Source organism: Mesorhizobium sp. GbtcB19, from assembly GCF_019091085.1.
Classification (GTDB): domain Bacteria; phylum Pseudomonadota; class Alphaproteobacteria; order Rhizobiales; family Rhizobiaceae; genus Mesorhizobium.
Window position 1 is genome coordinate 14,143 of record NZ_JAGXJY010000019.1, and the last position, 15,097, is coordinate 29,239.

Consider the following 15,097-nt stretch of genomic DNA (forward strand, 5'->3'; position numbering starts at 1 on the left):
GCCCGCTCCGGCATGCCGGAGCGGGCGAGAGTTCTCAAGGCAGCAAAGCTTACTTGCAGTCTTTCAGCAGCTTGAGCGCCTTTTCGGCATTGGCCTGCGACGTATAGGCCTTCGTCCCGGCGTCGGTCAGTTTCTTGCCGTCCGGCTTGGTGGAAACCACCGAGCATTTCTTCGTCGTGGCGTCCTTGGCCACCCAGAACTGCGTGGCGGCGGCGAATGCCGGCATGCTGAAAAGCGCTGCAACCGAAGCTGCAACCAGAACCTTGCGAATCATGGCTTTCTCCCGAATTGAGGACGGCTCGACCCGTTCATCCGGGAGTGCTGTTGCCCAACAAGTGGATGAGCGAACCGAGCCGCCGGCCAGCCGTATCGCGAATTGACGACCAGGGGCAATTTACAAAAATGTAAAGTTTGGCCGGAGCCCCTCGAGCGGCGTGAGACGCGATCATCGGCGCACCGCCGCGATGAGACAGGCGCAGAGCCCGACATTGATGGTGGCGGCAATCGCGAGCGTGATGAGGACGAGATTACCGCCGCCCATGCCAAGAAGCAGTGCGCCGATGGAAGGAGCCGCGGCCTGGACGACGAGGCTGGGTGTGGCGAGCTTGCCCATCAGCGCTGCGTATTGCTGCGGGTCGAACAGCACCAGCGGCAGCGCGCCGCGCGCTATCGTGTGGATGCCATTGCCCGCGCCGTAAAGGATCAAGGCGAGCGCGACGAAAGTCTGGCTCGCCAGGAGCAGCCAGATTCCGACCGCCAGCAGCGACACGGACGTCAGCATCGTCCAGATCGGATGATGCCGGTTGCGGCCGATCAGCAGCTCGGCCACACGCGCGCCGACCTGTGACGGGCCGACCAAGGCGCCAAGGCCAACGGCGGCTGCAAGGCCCACGCCGCGCAATTGCAACAGCGTGAGCAGATGGACCGAGAGCATCGAGGCGATCATCGCCGCCAGGGTCTGGATGGAGGCAAGCAGCATGAAGCGTGTCCGCGCTCTAGCCGTGGTCGCCGCCTCTCTCGACCCCGATCTCGTTGGCGCGGGCGCTGCAGCCGGAGGCGGCGGAATCACCCATAGGTGGAGCGGCAGGCAGATCGCCAGGTGGATGGCGGCGTAGGAAAGGCAGGCAATGCGCCAACCGCCATGCTCGACGAGGAAGGCGCTGAGCGGCCAGCAGACGGTGCTGGCGAAACCACCGAACAAAGTCAGGTTGGTGATGGCGCCGCGCGCGCCCTGACCGTAGAGCCGCCCGAGCGTGGCAAAGCCGGCGTCGTAAAGGCCGCTCGACATGCCCAGGCCCATGAGCAGCCAGGCCAGCAGATAAAGCGGATAGGCCGTCGTCATCGCCAGCAGCGTGTGCGCGGCGGCCAGCAGCAGCGAGCTCGCGGCAAGCACCGGCCGGCCGCCGTGACGCTGGATCAGCCGCCCGGTGATCGGAGACACCAACCCGGCAAGCAGCAGCCCGCAGGACAGCCCGCCCACGACCGAAGTCAGTGACCAGCCCGTATCCCTGGCAATCGGCGCGGCAAGCACCGCGGGCAGGTAGTAGGACGATCCCCAGGCAAGGATTTGCGTGACGCCGAGGGCCGAAACGAGGACATGGCGCCTGCGCGCGACCGGCGCAGGCGCTTCGGCCTTCACGGATTGCTCAAAGCCCATTATCAATCGAGCCTCGAAGGGAGAGCACATGCGCATCGCGGTAATCGCCGAGGCGGAGGCAACGGCGCAACTCGACGCCCTCGCCGGACTCTTGCTGCAAAGCATCGAGGATGGGGCGCTCGTCGGTTTCGTCCTGCCGTTCGACGCCGAACAGGCCCGGTCCTATTGGCAAGGCATCTTCCCCTCGCTGGCGGACGAGGAACGCCTCCTCATCTGCGCCTATCTCGAGGACCGTCTCGTCGGAACCGTGCAGCTCTATCTGTCGCCGGAACCGAATGCGCTGCACCGGGCGGAGGTTTACATGCTGCTCGTTCATCGAGATTTCCAGCGGCAAGGCATCGGTTCCGCGCTGATGGCATCGGTGGAAGACGAAGCAAGGAAGAGAAAGCGCACCCTGCTCCTTCTCGACACCGCCGAGGGCGGAGCGAGCGAGCGGCTCTATCGGCGCATGAACTGGCGGGAAGTCGGCGTCGTGCCGCATAATTTCGTCGACCCGTTCGGCAAACCAAGGGCGTCCATCTACTTCATGAAGCACCTGACACCCTAAGACGTATACGTGACCTTCTCGCCATCCTCCTTGACGAACTCGCGCACCGGATGTTCGAGCAGCGAAAGCACCGCTTCCGATGGCCGGCAAAGTCTCGTGCCCTTGGGCGTTTCGACGATCGGGCGGTTGATGAGGATCGGATAAGCGAGCATGAAATCGATCAGCTCGCCATCGCTCCATTTCGGGTCGGCGAGGCCAAGCTCGGCGTAAGGCGTTCCCTTCTCGCGCAATAGTTCGCGCGGGGCGATGCCCATCGCGCCGATCAGTTCGAGCAGCCGCTCGCGGCTCGGGGGCGTCTTCAGGTATTCGATCACGGTCGGGTCTTCGCCGCTGGCGCGGATCATGGCGAGTGTGTTGCGCGAGGTGCCGCAATCGGGGTTGTGATAGATCGTGACCGTCATGACTCTGCTTTCAAAGGTTGCGGAACGGTCCCGGGCCGCAGCAGCCAGCCCATCAGCGCAAGCGCGATCAAGGCGCCGAGCATTTCGGCAATAATGAAGCCGGGCAGATCGAGCGGGCGGATGCCGGAAAAAGTGTTGGTCAGCGAGCGCGCCAGCGCGACGGCTGGATTGGCGAAGGACGTTGAGGCGGTGAACCAGTAGGCGGCGGTAATGTAGAGGCCGACCAGCCACGGCACGGCTCGCTGCTCGAAGCGCAGGCCGGAGAGGATGACCGCGACCAGCCCAAACGTCGCGACGCCTTCGGAGAACCACTGTGCCGGGCCACTGCGCAGCTTGGTCGCGACCTCCAGCATCGGCAAAGCGAACATGAGATGCGCGGCGAACGTGCCGGCAATGCCGCCCACGACCTGCGCCGCCAGATAGGCAGTAAGATCGCGGGCAGACAGCGACCGGTTGAGGCAGAACACCAGCGAAACGGCCGGATTGAAATGCGCGCCGGAGATCGGTCCGAGGATGGTGATCAACACCACCAGCATGGCGCCGGTTGCGAGCGTGTTGCCAAGCAGCGCCAGCGCGGTGTCATGCGTCAGCGTCTCGGCCATAATGCCGGAGCCGACGACCGTCGCCACCAGCAGACCGGTGCCCAGGGCTTCGGCCGCGAACCGACGTGGGAGATCGAACATACTCACGGCCGGGCCCCCTCGCCCGGCTGGCAGCAAGGCGCGGCGAGCGCCGGCGCGCAGATTTCCGGGCGACCCGAGCAGCAATCCTCCATCAGGAACCGGATCAGGCCGGACAGCGCGTCGTACTCGGCGCTGTAGACGATCGAGCGCGCGTCACGCCTCGCGCTTATGAGGCCGGAGCGCTCCAGTTCCTTGAGATGGAAGCTGACATTGGACGGCGAGACCTCGACCTGTTCGGCGAGCGACCCGGCGGCAATGCCTTCCGGCCCGGCAACGACCAGCAGGCGAAGCAGGCGTAACCGTGTTTCCTGCGAGAGCGCGCCAAAGGCGATCAGGGCTTGACGCTCATCCACGTTTCAATAATCCTTGAAATGTTGAAATGAGGAATAGCCGACATGCTCTCTTCTGACAATCACAAAAACGCCGCTCCGCTGGATCCGTCCGATTTGACCATCGGCGACCTGCTGGTCGCGCTGGCCGATCACAAGGACAGGCCGCTGGTGTTCCGCTATGACGGCCAGCCCGTGAAGCCGGGCTATCATGTCACCGAGGTGAAGGCCGGACAGTTCTCGGCGCTGGATTGCGAAGCAAATCCGGAATCCTGGTCGGAAATCTTCGTGCAGTTATGGGACGTGGATGAAGGCGGGCCGGTCCACATGCCGGCCGGGAGGTTTTCCGCGATCATCCGCAAGGTCTCGGACCACGTCGCTCTCGATCAGGCGGCGAAGCTGACCTTCGAGGTCAGCGATGGCGTCCGTCCGATGGAACTGCACCGGGCGGCCCAGCCAAGCCTCGTTGGCGATGTCGTTGAGGTCGAGCTTTCACCACGGCCGGCAAGCTGCAAGCCACGCGACCGCTGGCTGAAGGAACAGGCGGCCGCAAGCCAGCCGTGCTGCGGATCGAGCCGCTGCTGCTGACCCCAGTGAATGGCGCCGCGCCACCGCTGCTTCAGAACCGGATCACGCCATTGGCCTGCAGCAGGTACAGAGCCACGAGGACGATGGCGACTATCGCTACCCAGACGGCTGTCCTGCTCATGCGTGAATTCCCCTGTTGATCGGCAGCTATGAACGCGCGCGCGGCGGTTGCGTTCCATGAGGTAGGCGGTTGCAGAACGCCGCGAGCAATTTCAAGTCACGAATTGCTGAACGGCGGGGCCGCGCGTCAATCCTTCAGCGTGTTGCTGTAGAGTGCCACGCCGACGCGGTCGTTGCGGCGCCACCGTACCAAGGCGCGATAGGCCATGTCGTCGGCCGGGACCTCGAGCAGGAAGCGTTCCGGGATCTTCACGTCGGCGGCGATGCGCAATTCGGCCCCCTGCTCGTGCTGATTCCTGATCGAGCAGCCGATCCTGACGCCATTGGCGATGATCGTCGCTTCCTTGAGCACGAATTCGCGCACATGGCGACGGCGCTCGGTCTCGGGATAATCGGCCATATATGGCGGGCTCCTCGGGCAAGGCTCTCCTCGCCATGGGCGGCACCATAGCAGCGAGGCCTTTCCGTTCCGTTAGCAATCGCTGAAACGACAATGAGCTCTTTGCCGGCGCTATTTCGCCCGGATCGTTTCAGTCGCCAGCGACCACGCCGCTCGCATGCAACACCCAGCGGCGGCCGTCGCTTCGGAACTCGGTGAGCGACAGCGGCTCGATGTCGATCTTCCAGACCGAGGCGAGCGGCGCGCCCAGCACATGCACAATAGCGGCGCGGACCGGCACGGCATGCGTGAGCGCGATCGTGTGGCCGCTCTCGCCAACCAGGCGCTCCATCAGCGCGGCAACGCGCCGGGCGACGGCGGCAAGCGTTTCGCCACCATGGGGTGCGGCGTCCGGACCGGATAACCAGGCGGCCATGCCTTCCGGGTCCTCGGCCTGCATCTCCTCGAAGCTTCTACCCGCCCAGCGGCCAAAATCCTGCTCGGCAAGCAGCGGCTCGACCGTTGCCGCGAGGCCAAGCGCCTCCGCCGTCTGGCGCGCGGCAAGCGCCGGGCTCGTCCAGACGCGGTCGGCGCGGCGCAGCGATGAGGCCAGCGCGGCGGTGCGCTCGAGGGCCCGCGGCTCCAGCGACTCATCGTTCGGAAAACGCGCCTTTCGCATGCCAGGCGTTGCCCCGCTTGCGATCATCGTCAGCCGGGCGAACATCCCAAAGCTCCGTGGCCCAGTGAAATTTTAGCCGCACGAAGCCGTGCCCGCCATTACATGTCGTTGACAGGCGAACGAAGTGCTGACAAGTGTTTTAGTGCGATACGGGATTGGAAGCCGGTGCGAGTCCGGCACGGTCGCGCCACTGTAATCGGCACCTGCCGTAAGTCAGGCCTTATCCCGCAGCATTGTTCGATCAACGGGACGCAGTATCCCAAGGGAGGTCAATATGTCCGACACCACCTTCGCCCCAAGCTACGGCCCGGTTGCGATTCCGGTTCGCGAGCTTCTGCCCTGGGCTATCTTCGCCGGCCTGATGCTGATGCTGATGATCTATTTCGTCGGCGCGGAAGAAGGCGCGACGTCGCTGATCCGCGGCACGATGGTGCACGAATTCGTGCATGACGGCCGCCACCTGCTCGGCTTCCCCTGCCACTAAAGCGGTTCGGCATCGCCGAACTCGCGGCATCTGGGATAACGCAATTCCGGACGAAAAACCGCCAGGCGCTTTTCCCGGAATTGCTTGAAGGGAAGATTGACATGGTTGGAAAGCTTTTGCTGCGCGGCATGCTTGTCGGGCTGGTTGCCGGGATTCTGGCGTTCGCCTTCGCCCGCGTCTATGGCGAGCCGCAGGTCGACAAGGCGATCGCCTTCGAGGAGCAGCAGGCCCAGGCCGCCGGCGAGGCGCCGGAGCCCGAGATGGTCAGCCGCGCCACGCAGGCAGGCATCGGCCTTGCAACCGGCGTGCTGGTCTATGGCGCGGCGCTTGGTGGGCTGTTCTCGCTGGTCTTTGCCTATGCCTATGGCCGCCTGGGCTCGCTCGGCCCGCGCGGCACCTCGGCGCTGCTGGCGCTGCTCGGCTTCCTTGCCGTGATCGTCGTGCCCAGCCTCAAATACCCGGCGAACCCGCCCGCGGTCGGCAATCCCGAAACCATCGCCTACCGCACCGAGCTGTTCTTTATCATGATCGCGGTCTCGATCGCGGCGATGGTGGCGGCGGTGGGGCTGGCGCAGCGACTGTGGACCCGGCTCGGCGCCTGGAACGCCTCGATCGTGGCCGGGCTCGCCTTCCTGGTCGTCTTCGCCCTGGTGAAGGCGGCGCTGCCCGATATCAACGAGGTGCCGGAAAACTTCTCGGCGACGGTGCTCTGGCAGTTCCGCGTCGCTTCGCTCGGCATCCAGCTGGTGCTGTGGGCCGTCGTCGGGCTCGGTTTCGGCGCGGTTGCCGAGCGCGTGGTCGCAGCGCGCGACCAGCGCGGCCCGGCACGCCGCTACGCCTGAAATCCCATGCGTTGGCCGTCACGGTTCTTCGCCCTGGCGGCCAGTTTCTTTTTGGCGACCGCCCTGCTGGTCATTGTGGCCGCATCGGCGCAAGCGCATAGCGGGTCCTCCGCGCCCCCTGCTCCCGGCATCCAGATCCCAAGCCTGACGCATGGCCAGATGGCGGTGATCGCCCGCTATCGCGGCGATATTCTTGCTCTCGCGCAAGCACAGACGGTGACCGACCCGACCTTCCGGCGGCTCTACAATCACGGCAATCTGCAATTCACCTATTGCCTGTGGGGGCTGATGCCGAGCAGCCTCGGCGACGAGGAAAGCCCGTTCAACGAATGCAGCCACGCCTATCTCGCCACCGCCAAGGCGCTGCTGGCCTACATGGCGACGATGCCGTCGGCCGCGCGTGACGCGAAGGCGCTGATCTCCGACATTGACGCCGACATGGTGCGCAGCGGGGCCTCCTGGATTCTCTGCCAGTACAGCGGCGAGGCTTTCAGCACCGGCGCGGTGATCGAGCCCAGATGGCGGGATATGGTCTTCCACTTGCCGAGCCTAGCGGCGCTGCTTGCCACCATGGCGGCGCTGATGACGGCTGCGTCGTCGATCTTCGGCGGCCGGCGCCCGCGCACGGGCGCGGCATAAGCCGCTACCGGCACAAGAGTCCCTGTCTCGCCCAATCCCGAACGATCCTGCGCGGTCGCCGTGATGGAGCATCTGATACGATCTCCCTCATGGAAGACGACGGACTGCCCTGGCGCCTACCGGTAACCATGCAACAGCTGAAGCCGCGCCCGCCGAATTTGAGCGGTCAGCTGCCTCTCGGCCATACGCTGGCCGAACACCTTCGCAACGGCTGAGGCGGCCACCAGGATCGACGCCCAAAGCACGACCGCCATGATGCTCGGGCCGCGAGCCCAGAGAATGACCGTGCCGCAAAGCAATACCAGCGCCGCTGCCACCAGGCTGATCTTGCAGCCACACAGGTCATGCCTGCTAAGCGAGCGCTCCCAGCCCTGTATCCGAGGCTCATCCACGCCGGCGGCGCGCGCCTCGTTGAGAAGGTTGCTCACCGATTGCGCAAGCCGCGCGTTTCTCGAAACATCAGATATATGTGACATGCGGGCTACTGCGGACGATAGCGCGCTGGAACGGACTCAGGTTGTCGCCTCTATTTTCCCACGCAGGATACATAAGATTGGTCCGATCCGCGTCGCCCACGAAGACACCGTCGTGGGCAAGTCCGCAAGCGTGACCAAGTTCGTGAGCCAGTGTGTTGCTGGCGAGTTGGACGGTCGCGTTCTTGTACTGCTTGAAATCTGCGGTGACCGGATCGAGCTGTGGGAAAACAACCATCATACCACCCTGCACACAGACATAGCTGGCCAGCGGTCCGGCCGAGCAGCCGGTTTCGGTGTCGCCGACACCATCCACGATGAAGGCCACGATCGGAGCCCCTATGCCTATGAGCAGGGGTAGATTGTGCTCGTAGAGCAGATCCGCAATGGTGGTCTGGAAATAGATGCCGGCGTCCCCCATGTCCTCAGCGAACAAGCCGACGCCGGTATCCACAACCAGAGCATTCTTCACGGAAGGTCCGTGCACCAGATGCACCGTGGTTGTGACCTTGATGTCCGCCTTGTCACGAAAAATCTGTTCCGTGCGCTGAAGCGCCAGCTGGATGTCGTCGGGCTGAACGGTGAGAGACCGGTCGGGCCGCATGAGGATAATTACGTGGAGCCGTAGATTCTTAAGCGGGCGGATGCCGATCAGGCTCAACCCGGCGTCAAGCAAACCGACAAACTGCGACCAAGCCCATATCGTGGCTCCGATGATGGTCTTGACCCAAGTGCCGATAACAGGAATTGCCAGAAGGGTGTTGACAATCTGTGAGCCGAGCGCCGCGAACAGCGATACGGTATAGCAGACCACCACAACCCATACTCTCACGACCTGATGGACGATGGTTGTGACCACCCTCACCACCGTGACGACTGCGTGACAGAACCAGTCCAATGGCCACGGCAAATCCTCGCAAACCTCATCCACCTGATCCACGAAGCTCTCGACGGTCTCCGTCCAGGTCTCGTCGAGCCTTTTGGTGATGGTGTCACAAATCTCCATTGGCGTTGGCTCCCTCAGCGTCAAACCAACAAGCAACTCGCAGGTGTGAAGAAATGCGCGGCTGCCAATTTATTCCGTTATCTTTTTCACATTGAACGTTATCGCCCGCAAAGAATGGCCCCTGAGCACCTGCCGGCCGATCTGGAGCCCGTTCGATATCCGCGGCGCCTAGCCGCCCGCCGCGGCTGGCGTAAGGATCGCCTGCCATCCAACGTCGGTATCGATAACGCCGCCACCCAGCCATGTTCGCCCCCGAAGCCTTCGCCGTCACCGCCGCCTGCTGCAGCGCGCTGAGCTCGATGTTCCTCCGTGAGCTCAAGGCCCGCGTTCGGCGCTGATGGCGGCTGCGTGGTCGATCTTCGGCGCGAGACGCGCACGCGCTGCTTAACTGACCCGGGGCCAGCTGACCTCTACCAAGCAACGTGACGCGGCTCGTCGTGCTCCGCAGACCGCGCCAGGCAGCGCGACTACTTCGAGCGCACCCCATAGGCGGCAAGGAACGCTTCGACCGAGGCATCGGCGTGGCGCTCAAGGTCGGCTTTCGAGCGCGGATTGCTCCCGGTGAACATGGCTTCGTTCATCGGAATCCAAAGCAGCATTCCAAAGAAATGGCTGGCCGCCAAACGGTGATCGACGGTCTGCAACAGGCCTCGGCTGGTGAGCTTTTGAAAGCACGCCGCCACCGAGGCAAGCATGCGCTCAAAGCCTTTGTCGTACCAGCTGCGGCCAAGCTGCGGCATCCGATCGGCATTGGCGATAATCAGGCGCCGGAGCCTCAACAACTCGTCGTTCATCAGCGTCGCGGTCAATCGCCGGGCAAGCTGCTGCAGACCACCCTCCAGGAAATTCGCCTCGGAAAGCAGCATCGTCACGGACTCGACGACGTCGTTGGTCTGGGAAGCGGTGGACTCCACGACTTCGGCGAAAAGCGTCTCCTTGTCCGTGAAATGCTTGTAGACGGTCTGCTTGGAAGCGCTTGCCCTGGTGGCGATCTCTTCCATGCTGGTCCCATCATAGCCCTTGGCGATGAACGCGGCGGTCGCCGCCTCGATGATCTCACGATCCTTGCGGGCCGATCTGGTCTCAACAGCATTTTTCATGGCGCCCCTCGATCAGTACTAGACGGTACCGTTCCGTCATGATAGTCGTTTCTACAGTACTAGACTGACTAGTACCCGTCAATGAAATGGAGGTTCAAACCGATGACCCGGATGCTTTTCCTCAATCTGCCGGTGCGCGATCTGCAGGCAGCGACCAAGTTTTATCTCGCGATCGGCGGCACGCTCAACCCGCAGTTCTCGAATGACCAGGCCAGCTCGATCATGTTCTCCGAATCGATCGGGGTCATGTTGCTGACGCACCAACACTACAGCCAGTTCACGGCCCGGCCGATCGGCGACGCCAAGCGCGAGAGCCAGATGCTGATCGCGCTGACCGTCGACAGCAAGGATGCGGTCAATGCGGTCATCGAGAACGGCGTTGCGGCAGGCGGCCGCGCCGATCCCAACCCGGCGCAGGATCTCGGCTTCATGTTCAACCGCCACATCGAAGACCCGGACGGCAATGTCTGGGAGTTCCTGTGGCTGAACCCCGCCGCCATGCAATAGACCGTCTGTATCGCGCCCGAATGCTGGGCCCGAATGCTGGAATGACGCCTGGGAAGCGACGGGCACCCGCCCGTCGCTCTCATGCGCGGACAATGCCTGCCGTCGTCCCGACCCACCTTGGATATCCTGGTGTCCGCTCCCGCAGCGCGCCGGTCCGGCTAGAGCGTTTCACCGTTTCACGGAAACGGCGAACCGCTCTATCTCTTTGTTTTGACGCAATTCCTGACGGAAAACCGCTCACACTTTTCCTGGAATTGCTCTGGAGCATCGCGGCGAGCTGGCGTAAGCATCGGCGCCGGCTCAATCCCGGATGGAATCGCCACAGCCACCAGCCATGTTCGCCCCCGAAGCCTTCGCCGTCATCGCCGCCTGCTGCAGCGCGCTGAGCTCCATGTTCCTCAGCGAGCTCAAGGGCCGCGTTCCCCTGCTCCAGCTTGCGCGCTGGCAGATGCTGGCGACCTTCGTGATGACCGGCTCGGTGTCGCTGGCGATCGGCGGCTGGCACACGATCGGACCGAGGGAGTTCTGGCTGCTTGCAGGCTCCAGCTTCGCCGGCATCAGCATCGCCAGCACGACCTATTTCGCCACCATCTATTCGGTCGGCCCGCGCATCACGGCGCTGCTCTTCTCGCTCACCTCGCCTTTCGCGCTGGCGCTTGGCTATCTCGTGCTCGGCGAAACCATCAGCCGCTGGCAGGCGTTGGGCGTGGCGCTGGTGCTTGCAGGCATCGTGCTTGCCATCGGCATGCCGCGGCGCTTCCTCAAGCGCGGCGACCTGGCACCGGCCATGCCGGTCGTCACCCCCTCCACCGTGCCGGTCAGCACCGCGCCCGGCCCGCCGCTCACCGGCCGCCTCGGACCAGGCATCGTGCTCGGCGTCACGACGGCGTTCGGCCAGGCGATCGGCACCCTTCTGGCACGGCCGGCGATGGCTGCCGGCGTCGAGCCGTTCTCGGCCATGGCGCTGCGCTCCGGCCTCGCCGTGATCTTGTTCATCGCGCTGACGGCGACGCCGTTCGGCAAGGGCAAGCGCGAGGCCGTCCAGTTCAGTACGGTCGGGCTCGCCGTGCTCTCCGCCTTCGTCGGCACCTCGCTCGGCATGTCCTGCCTGATGGCCGCGCTGCGCACCGGCAATGTCGGCATCATCTCGACACTATCCTCGATGACGCCGGTCATCATCCTGCCGATGGTGTGGCTGCGCAGCGGGCAAAGGCCGACCGCGGCCGCCTGGGCCGGCGCGCTTCTTGCCATTGCCGGCACAGCGCTGATCAGCTTGAGGTGAGCCGCTGCCAACTAACCGAAGATCTGATGCAGTGCCGCGCCAACCAGAATCAATCCCGTCCCGATCTCCAGAAAGCTCGCCACACCGGCCGTGCTCGACCCAAACCGCTCCAGCATTGCGACGGATCCGCTGCGGAACAGCACCGCCAGCAGAACGACGACCCCGAGCGTGATCGCCACGCCAGCCATCATCGCGACAGCGAAGACAAGCCCGGCCCAAGGTATGCCGCGCGTAATGGCATAAGTCATGACGAACAACGTCAGCGGGCAAGGGATCAATCCGGCCATGACGCCGACCGCTTCGCCCTCATGGACACGATGGTCGTGACGACCGCGTAGCGCGCGCCAGATCATCCACACGCCGACCAGACCCAGCAGCCCGCGGCTCAACATTTCCAGCGCCGGGGCGCGACCGACGCTACCCAAGGCGATCGATACGAGCGGCAGCGCCAACACCGCGATCAACACCGCCAGCGTGATGTGGGTGAAGGAAAGCGCGACAGAAGCGAGCAGCCCGCGAGACAACTTCACTTGCGAGCCGGTGATATAGGCGGCGAGCAGCGTCTTCGAATGGCCTGGCGTCAGCGCATGAGCGGCCCCGAACACGACACGCATCGGCAGCACCGCAAGGAGCGCGAACCAGCTGCCGTCGCTGGCGAACGCCTTGAGATGTTGCGCCACCGCCAGGTAAATTTCGCGCTGGTATTCAAAGAGCGCCTGTATCATCCATGCGCGCGCTCGTGGTCATGCCCTTCCGGCTCGGCCATGGCGAAAGGCAAATCCTCGCTGTCGGCGCCGGCCGCCAGTTGCAGCCTGGCGCTGAACTCATGCGGTTCGGCCGGAGCGATCAGGCTTTGCAGATAATGGTGATCGCCGCCGACCGGAGACAGCGGCAGGCTTTCGACGGCACCGCCGTCCCTTTCGATGGCGACGTTCGCCCGCAGGCCCTCGGCATGACGTGATAGGCGCAGCCGCATGCGTTCACCTTGCGGCGTGTCGACGATTTCGAGCAGACCGCTGGCCAGCCTGCCCGAGACCAGGAACGGATCGGGGGCATGATGGTGACCGCCCTCCACAGGCGGCTCGGCAAAGCGCACCGTGGCGACGTCGAGCGCGGGAACGTGCGCGAGAAGCTCGGCCTTCAATGACGCGGCGATGTTGTTGGCCGCGGCAAGCAGCAGCCCGTCATTGACCGCGATCTCCACGTCGACATGCAGCTTGTGACCGAGCCAGCGGGCCTTCGCGCCAACCACTTTCTCGATCCCGGCGACATGGTCGGCGGCGTGATGAATTTCGTCGACGAGGCCGGGCTCGACGCCGTCTAGCATGCGCGTCAACACCGAGCGCGCCGATTGCCAGACGATGCCGAAGATGGCGACGGTGATGATGAGGCCGATGATCGGGTCCGCCAGCGGATAACCGAGCCAGACGCCGATCGCGCCGGCGACGACGGCAAGGCTGGTGAGCCCGTCGGTGCGGGCGTGATAGCCATCGGCGATCAAGGCGGCGCTGTTGATCTGGCGGCCGACGCGGATGCGGAACACCGCCACCGCCTCGTTGCCGAGGAAGCCGATGACGCCGGCAGCGGCAAGCCAGCCCAGGAACCGCACCGGCTGCGGGTTGAACAGGCGGCTGACCGCTTCATATCCGGCGACGAGCGCGCTCGCCAGGATAATGAGCACGATGATTATGCCGGCAAGGTCCTCGACCCGGCCGAGGCCATAGGTGAACGTGCGGGTCGGCTTGCGCCTGGCCAGCGCGAAAGCGATCCAGAGCGGAATGGCCGTGGTCGCGTCGGCAACGTTGTGGATGGTGTCGGCAAGCAGCGCCACGCTGCCCGAAACCATGACGACGACGATTTGCAGCGCGGCGGTGACCGCCAGGATCGCGAACGACCATTTGATCGCCCATATGCCGCGATCGGTGGTGGCGATGGTCGCGTCGATCACGCCATGTGTGTGGCCGTGCGGTCCGTGATGATCTTGGTGGCCGCCATGATCATGCCCGCCATGGTCATGTCCATGCGCGCCGAAGCCGAACCAGTCGAGAACTCTTTTCCACATCGGACGCCTCACAGATATTTGGTGAGCTGCTTCAGCTCCTTGAGCGTATCCCTGGTCGGCTCGCCGCCTTCGACCAGACAATGCTCCATATGGTCGTGGATCAGTTCGCGCTTGGCGTTGCCGACGGCGCTTTCGACGGCGTGGAGCTGTTGCGCGAGGTCGAGGCAGGAACGGCCCTGCTCGAACATTGTGAGCACGGCGGCGAGATGGCCATGCGCGCGTTTGAGCCGGGCGATGATGTCGGGATGGGAGCCGTGTATCGTCATACCGATATCCTATCCCCCAGGGTAGGATAATGCAATCTGGCAGTGCCCCCCAAGTCAGTGCGCAGCCGCCCTGGCATAGCGCCCGGGCGGCTGGCCGACATGGCGGCTGAAGGCGGTACTGAAGGTGCTGGCGGAGCCATAGCCGACGCGCTCGGCGACCTCGGCGATGTCCGCCTCCTGACGGCGCAGCAAGTCCTTGGCCAACGCCATGCGCCAGGCAAGCAGATATTCCATCGGCGGCACTCCGACGTTGCGCAGGAAGCGGTCGAAGAAGGCGGAGCGCGAAAGCGCCGCCTCCTTCGCCAGTTCGACCATCGTCCAAGGCCGCGCCGGGTCGGCATGCATCCGGCGGATCGCCTCGGCGAGCCGCGCGTCTCCCAGGCCGCGCAACAGGCCGGCCGGTGCGTCGGGCGCCTGCGTCTGCCGCAGGGACTCGACCAGCAGGATTTCCACCAGACGGGTGAGCACAAGGTCGCGCCCCGCATGCTGCCCGGTGGCCTCATCGATCAGCAGCTTGACCAAGGTCGACAGCCGCTCGACGCCGCGGACATGGACCTGGCTGGGCAGCAGCGAAACAAGCAGGCCGGAATCTTCGCCGTCGAACAGGAAATAGCCGCCGAGCATCCGCAGATCGGGCGGACCGTCCTGCCTGCCATGCCGCACCTCTTCCGCGGCGGCCGCGGCGAGCTTGGGGTCGATGAGGGTCGGAATGACCGGCTCGAAGCCGGTCATGGTGAAGCCAGGTGTGGTCGGCAGCAGGACGAAATCGCCGGCTTCCAGCGTCAAGGGCGGCTGGCCGTCCACGGCAAGGCGGCATGCTCCCTCGATGACGATGGCGAAACTTGGGTGGCCGAAATCCGCGTAGCGCACGCCCCAGCGCCCGGCGCCGCTGATGCCCTTGGTGAATACGGCGCGCGGCCTGAGCAGGCCTATGACTTCGGAGAGCGGATCGACCATATCCGGACTCTTACAAACAAAGTATGGACTGTCAATTATAGATGGTCCGGTATCCTGCCCGTAAACCTTGTCATCGTGAAACCGAGCAACAAGGAA

At 64.3% G+C, this 15,097-nt stretch carries 21 protein-coding genes and 1 riboswitch; of the genes, 7 read left to right on the plus strand and 14 right to left on the minus strand.

Annotation, left to right across the window (positions count from 1 at the left end; translation table 11 throughout):
• Positions 1-49: 49 nt before the first annotated feature.
• Together KVT37_RS25540 and KVT37_RS25545 are read right to left on the minus strand one after the other, a co-directional pair.
• Positions 50-274, minus strand: coding sequence for a hypothetical protein (locus KVT37_RS25540; RefSeq protein WP_217577789.1), 225 nt, complete (start codon positions 272-274; stop codon positions 50-52).
• Positions 275-445: 171 nt separating this feature from the next.
• Positions 446-1,639: an MFS transporter gene (locus KVT37_RS25545; protein ID WP_308642761.1), complete on the minus strand. Its 1,194-nt coding sequence runs from the start codon at positions 1,637-1,639 to the stop codon at positions 446-448.
• A 46-nt stretch (positions 1,640-1,685) separates the two neighbouring features.
• On the opposite strand from KVT37_RS25545, the gene KVT37_RS25550 reads away from it, so the two are divergent.
• On the plus strand, positions 1,686-2,204 hold the full coding sequence (locus KVT37_RS25550; RefSeq protein WP_217577791.1) for a GNAT family N-acetyltransferase: 519 nt from the start codon (positions 1,686-1,688) through the stop codon (positions 2,202-2,204).
• On the opposite strand, the gene arsC is transcribed toward KVT37_RS25550, so the two are convergent.
• The 3 genes from arsC to KVT37_RS25565 are packed head-to-tail and all read right to left on the minus strand — an operon-like array spanning position 2,201 to position 3,641.
• Entirely contained in the window at positions 2,201-2,605 is a 405-nt protein-coding gene (arsC, locus tag KVT37_RS25555) for an arsenate reductase (glutaredoxin) (protein ID WP_217577792.1), read from the minus strand. The genes KVT37_RS25550 and arsC overlap by 4 nt on opposite strands.
• Complete coding sequence (locus KVT37_RS25560; protein WP_217577793.1) at positions 2,602-3,294, minus strand: MIP/aquaporin family protein; 693 nt, start codon at positions 3,292-3,294, stop codon at positions 2,602-2,604. The genes arsC and KVT37_RS25560 overlap by 4 nt, the downstream gene beginning before the upstream one ends.
• Positions 3,291-3,641 carry a helix-turn-helix transcriptional regulator gene (locus KVT37_RS25565; protein ID WP_217577794.1) on the minus strand — a complete coding sequence of 117 codons (351 nt, stop codon included), beginning with the start codon at positions 3,639-3,641 and terminating at the stop codon, positions 3,291-3,293. Before KVT37_RS25565 ends, KVT37_RS25560 begins: the two co-directional genes overlap by 4 nt.
• 42 nt (positions 3,642-3,683) lie before the next feature.
• Here KVT37_RS25565 and KVT37_RS25570 point away from each other — a divergent pair, with 42 nt between their 5' ends.
• Positions 3,684-4,205, plus strand: a complete 522-nt coding sequence (locus KVT37_RS25570; RefSeq protein ID WP_217577795.1) for a DUF6428 family protein — start codon at positions 3,684-3,686, stop codon at positions 4,203-4,205.
• A gap of 247 nt (positions 4,206-4,452) precedes the next feature.
• On the opposite strand, the gene KVT37_RS25575 is transcribed toward KVT37_RS25570, so the two are convergent.
• Positions 4,453-4,725 (minus strand): PilZ domain-containing protein, encoded by a 273-nt coding sequence (locus KVT37_RS25575; RefSeq protein ID WP_217577796.1) that lies wholly within the window; start codon positions 4,723-4,725, stop codon positions 4,453-4,455.
• Positions 4,726-4,855: 130 nt separating this feature from the next.
• Positions 4,856-5,428, minus strand: coding sequence for a histidine phosphatase family protein (locus tag KVT37_RS25580; protein ID WP_217577797.1), 573 nt, complete (start codon positions 5,426-5,428; stop codon positions 4,856-4,858).
• Between the two features lie 85 nt (positions 5,429-5,513).
• Positions 5,514-5,657, plus strand: a riboswitch (adenosylcobalamin (AdoCbl) riboswitch).
• Here KVT37_RS25580 and KVT37_RS25585 point away from each other — a divergent pair.
• The 3 genes from KVT37_RS25585 (at position 5,658) to KVT37_RS25595 (ending at position 7,348) form a co-directional block, all read left to right on the plus strand.
• Positions 5,658-5,867, plus strand: a complete 210-nt coding sequence (locus KVT37_RS25585) for a CbtB domain-containing protein (RefSeq protein WP_217577798.1) — start codon at positions 5,658-5,660, stop codon at positions 5,865-5,867. It begins immediately after the preceding riboswitch.
• Between the two features lie 101 nt (positions 5,868-5,968).
• Positions 5,969-6,709 carry a CbtA family protein gene (locus tag KVT37_RS25590; protein ID WP_217577799.1) on the plus strand — a complete coding sequence of 247 codons (741 nt, stop codon included), beginning with the start codon at positions 5,969-5,971 and terminating at the stop codon, positions 6,707-6,709.
• A 6-nt stretch (positions 6,710-6,715) separates the two neighbouring features.
• Positions 6,716-7,348, plus strand: coding sequence for a hypothetical protein (locus KVT37_RS25595; RefSeq protein WP_217577800.1), 633 nt, complete (start codon positions 6,716-6,718; stop codon positions 7,346-7,348).
• A gap of 116 nt (positions 7,349-7,464) precedes the next feature.
• On the opposite strand, the gene KVT37_RS25600 is transcribed toward KVT37_RS25595, so the two are convergent.
• The 3 genes from KVT37_RS25600 to KVT37_RS25610 all read right to left on the minus strand — a co-directional run bounded on the left by KVT37_RS25600 (position 7,465) and on the right by KVT37_RS25610 (position 9,927).
• Positions 7,465-7,776: a hypothetical protein gene (locus tag KVT37_RS25600; protein ID WP_217577801.1), complete on the minus strand. Its 312-nt coding sequence runs from the start codon at positions 7,774-7,776 to the stop codon at positions 7,465-7,467.
• A gap of 31 nt (positions 7,777-7,807) precedes the next feature.
• Positions 7,808-8,827: a hypothetical protein gene (locus KVT37_RS25605; protein ID WP_217577802.1), complete on the minus strand. Its 1,020-nt coding sequence runs from the start codon at positions 8,825-8,827 to the stop codon at positions 7,808-7,810.
• Between the two features lie 467 nt (positions 8,828-9,294).
• Positions 9,295-9,927 (minus strand): TetR/AcrR family transcriptional regulator, encoded by a 633-nt coding sequence (locus tag KVT37_RS25610; protein ID WP_217577803.1) that lies wholly within the window; start codon positions 9,925-9,927, stop codon positions 9,295-9,297.
• A 102-nt stretch (positions 9,928-10,029) separates the two neighbouring features.
• Here KVT37_RS25610 and KVT37_RS25615 point away from each other — a divergent pair, with 102 nt between their 5' ends.
• Both KVT37_RS25615 and KVT37_RS25620 read left to right on the plus strand, forming a co-directional pair.
• Positions 10,030-10,434: a VOC family protein gene (locus tag KVT37_RS25615; protein WP_217577804.1), complete on the plus strand. Its 405-nt coding sequence runs from the start codon at positions 10,030-10,032 to the stop codon at positions 10,432-10,434.
• A gap of 334 nt (positions 10,435-10,768) precedes the next feature.
• The gene (locus tag KVT37_RS25620) at positions 10,769-11,716 is read left to right on the plus strand and encodes a DMT family transporter (RefSeq protein ID WP_217577805.1); all 948 of its coding nucleotides are present in this window, start codon (positions 10,769-10,771) and stop codon (positions 11,714-11,716) included.
• Between the two features lie 11 nt (positions 11,717-11,727).
• On the opposite strand, the gene KVT37_RS25625 is transcribed toward KVT37_RS25620, so the two are convergent.
• The 4 genes from KVT37_RS25625 to KVT37_RS25640 are packed head-to-tail and all read right to left on the minus strand — an operon-like array spanning position 11,728 to position 15,001.
• Positions 11,728-12,441 (minus strand): ABC transporter permease, encoded by a 714-nt coding sequence (locus KVT37_RS25625; RefSeq protein WP_217577806.1) that lies wholly within the window; start codon positions 12,439-12,441, stop codon positions 11,728-11,730.
• Positions 12,438-13,778 (minus strand): cation diffusion facilitator family transporter, encoded by a 1,341-nt coding sequence (locus KVT37_RS25630; protein WP_217577807.1) that lies wholly within the window; start codon positions 13,776-13,778, stop codon positions 12,438-12,440. Before KVT37_RS25630 ends, KVT37_RS25625 begins: the two co-directional genes overlap by 4 nt.
• A gap of 8 nt (positions 13,779-13,786) precedes the next feature.
• Positions 13,787-14,044 (minus strand): metal-sensing transcriptional repressor, encoded by a 258-nt coding sequence (locus KVT37_RS25635; protein ID WP_128260789.1) that lies wholly within the window; start codon positions 14,042-14,044, stop codon positions 13,787-13,789.
• 54 nt (positions 14,045-14,098) lie between these two features.
• Positions 14,099-15,001 (minus strand): AraC family transcriptional regulator, encoded by a 903-nt coding sequence (locus KVT37_RS25640; protein WP_217577808.1) that lies wholly within the window; start codon positions 14,999-15,001, stop codon positions 14,099-14,101.
• Positions 15,002-15,097 lie beyond the last annotated feature (96 nt).

Excerpts from the sequence above, each read along its gene's own strand:
- KVT37_RS25540 (WP_217577789.1), bottom strand. The coding sequence starts at position 274 with ATGATTCGCAAGGTTCTGGTTGCAGCTTCGGTTGCAGCGCTTTTCAGC.
- KVT37_RS25550 (WP_217577791.1), top strand. The coding sequence starts at position 1,686 with ATGCGCATCGCGGTAATCGCCGAGGCGGAGGCAACGGCGCAACTCGAC.
- arsC (WP_217577792.1), bottom strand. The coding sequence starts at position 2,605 with ATGACGGTCACGATCTATCACAACCCCGATTGCGGCACCTCGCGCAAC.
- KVT37_RS25570 (WP_217577795.1), top strand. The coding sequence starts at position 3,684 with ATGCTCTCTTCTGACAATCACAAAAACGCCGCTCCGCTGGATCCGTCC.
- KVT37_RS25575 (WP_217577796.1), bottom strand. The coding sequence starts at position 4,725 with ATGGCCGATTATCCCGAGACCGAGCGCCGTCGCCATGTGCGCGAATTC.
- KVT37_RS25580 (WP_217577797.1), bottom strand. The coding sequence starts at position 5,428 with ATGTTCGCCCGGCTGACGATGATCGCAAGCGGGGCAACGCCTGGCATG.
- KVT37_RS25585 (WP_217577798.1), top strand. The coding sequence starts at position 5,658 with ATGTCCGACACCACCTTCGCCCCAAGCTACGGCCCGGTTGCGATTCCG.
- KVT37_RS25590 (WP_217577799.1), top strand. The coding sequence starts at position 5,969 with ATGGTTGGAAAGCTTTTGCTGCGCGGCATGCTTGTCGGGCTGGTTGCC.
- KVT37_RS25595 (WP_217577800.1), top strand. The coding sequence starts at position 6,716 with ATGCGTTGGCCGTCACGGTTCTTCGCCCTGGCGGCCAGTTTCTTTTTG.
- KVT37_RS25605 (WP_217577802.1), bottom strand. The coding sequence starts at position 8,827 with ATGGAGATTTGTGACACCATCACCAAAAGGCTCGACGAGACCTGGACG.
- KVT37_RS25610 (WP_217577803.1), bottom strand. The coding sequence starts at position 9,927 with ATGAAAAATGCTGTTGAGACCAGATCGGCCCGCAAGGATCGTGAGATC.
- KVT37_RS25615 (WP_217577804.1), top strand. The coding sequence starts at position 10,030 with ATGACCCGGATGCTTTTCCTCAATCTGCCGGTGCGCGATCTGCAGGCA.
- KVT37_RS25620 (WP_217577805.1), top strand. The coding sequence starts at position 10,769 with ATGTTCGCCCCCGAAGCCTTCGCCGTCATCGCCGCCTGCTGCAGCGCG.
- KVT37_RS25625 (WP_217577806.1), bottom strand. The coding sequence starts at position 12,441 with ATGATACAGGCGCTCTTTGAATACCAGCGCGAAATTTACCTGGCGGTG.
- KVT37_RS25630 (WP_217577807.1), bottom strand. The coding sequence starts at position 13,778 with ATGTGGAAAAGAGTTCTCGACTGGTTCGGCTTCGGCGCGCATGGACAT.
- KVT37_RS25635 (WP_128260789.1), bottom strand. The coding sequence starts at position 14,044 with ATGACGATACACGGCTCCCATCCCGACATCATCGCCCGGCTCAAACGC.
- KVT37_RS25640 (WP_217577808.1), bottom strand. The coding sequence starts at position 15,001 with ATGGTCGATCCGCTCTCCGAAGTCATAGGCCTGCTCAGGCCGCGCGCC.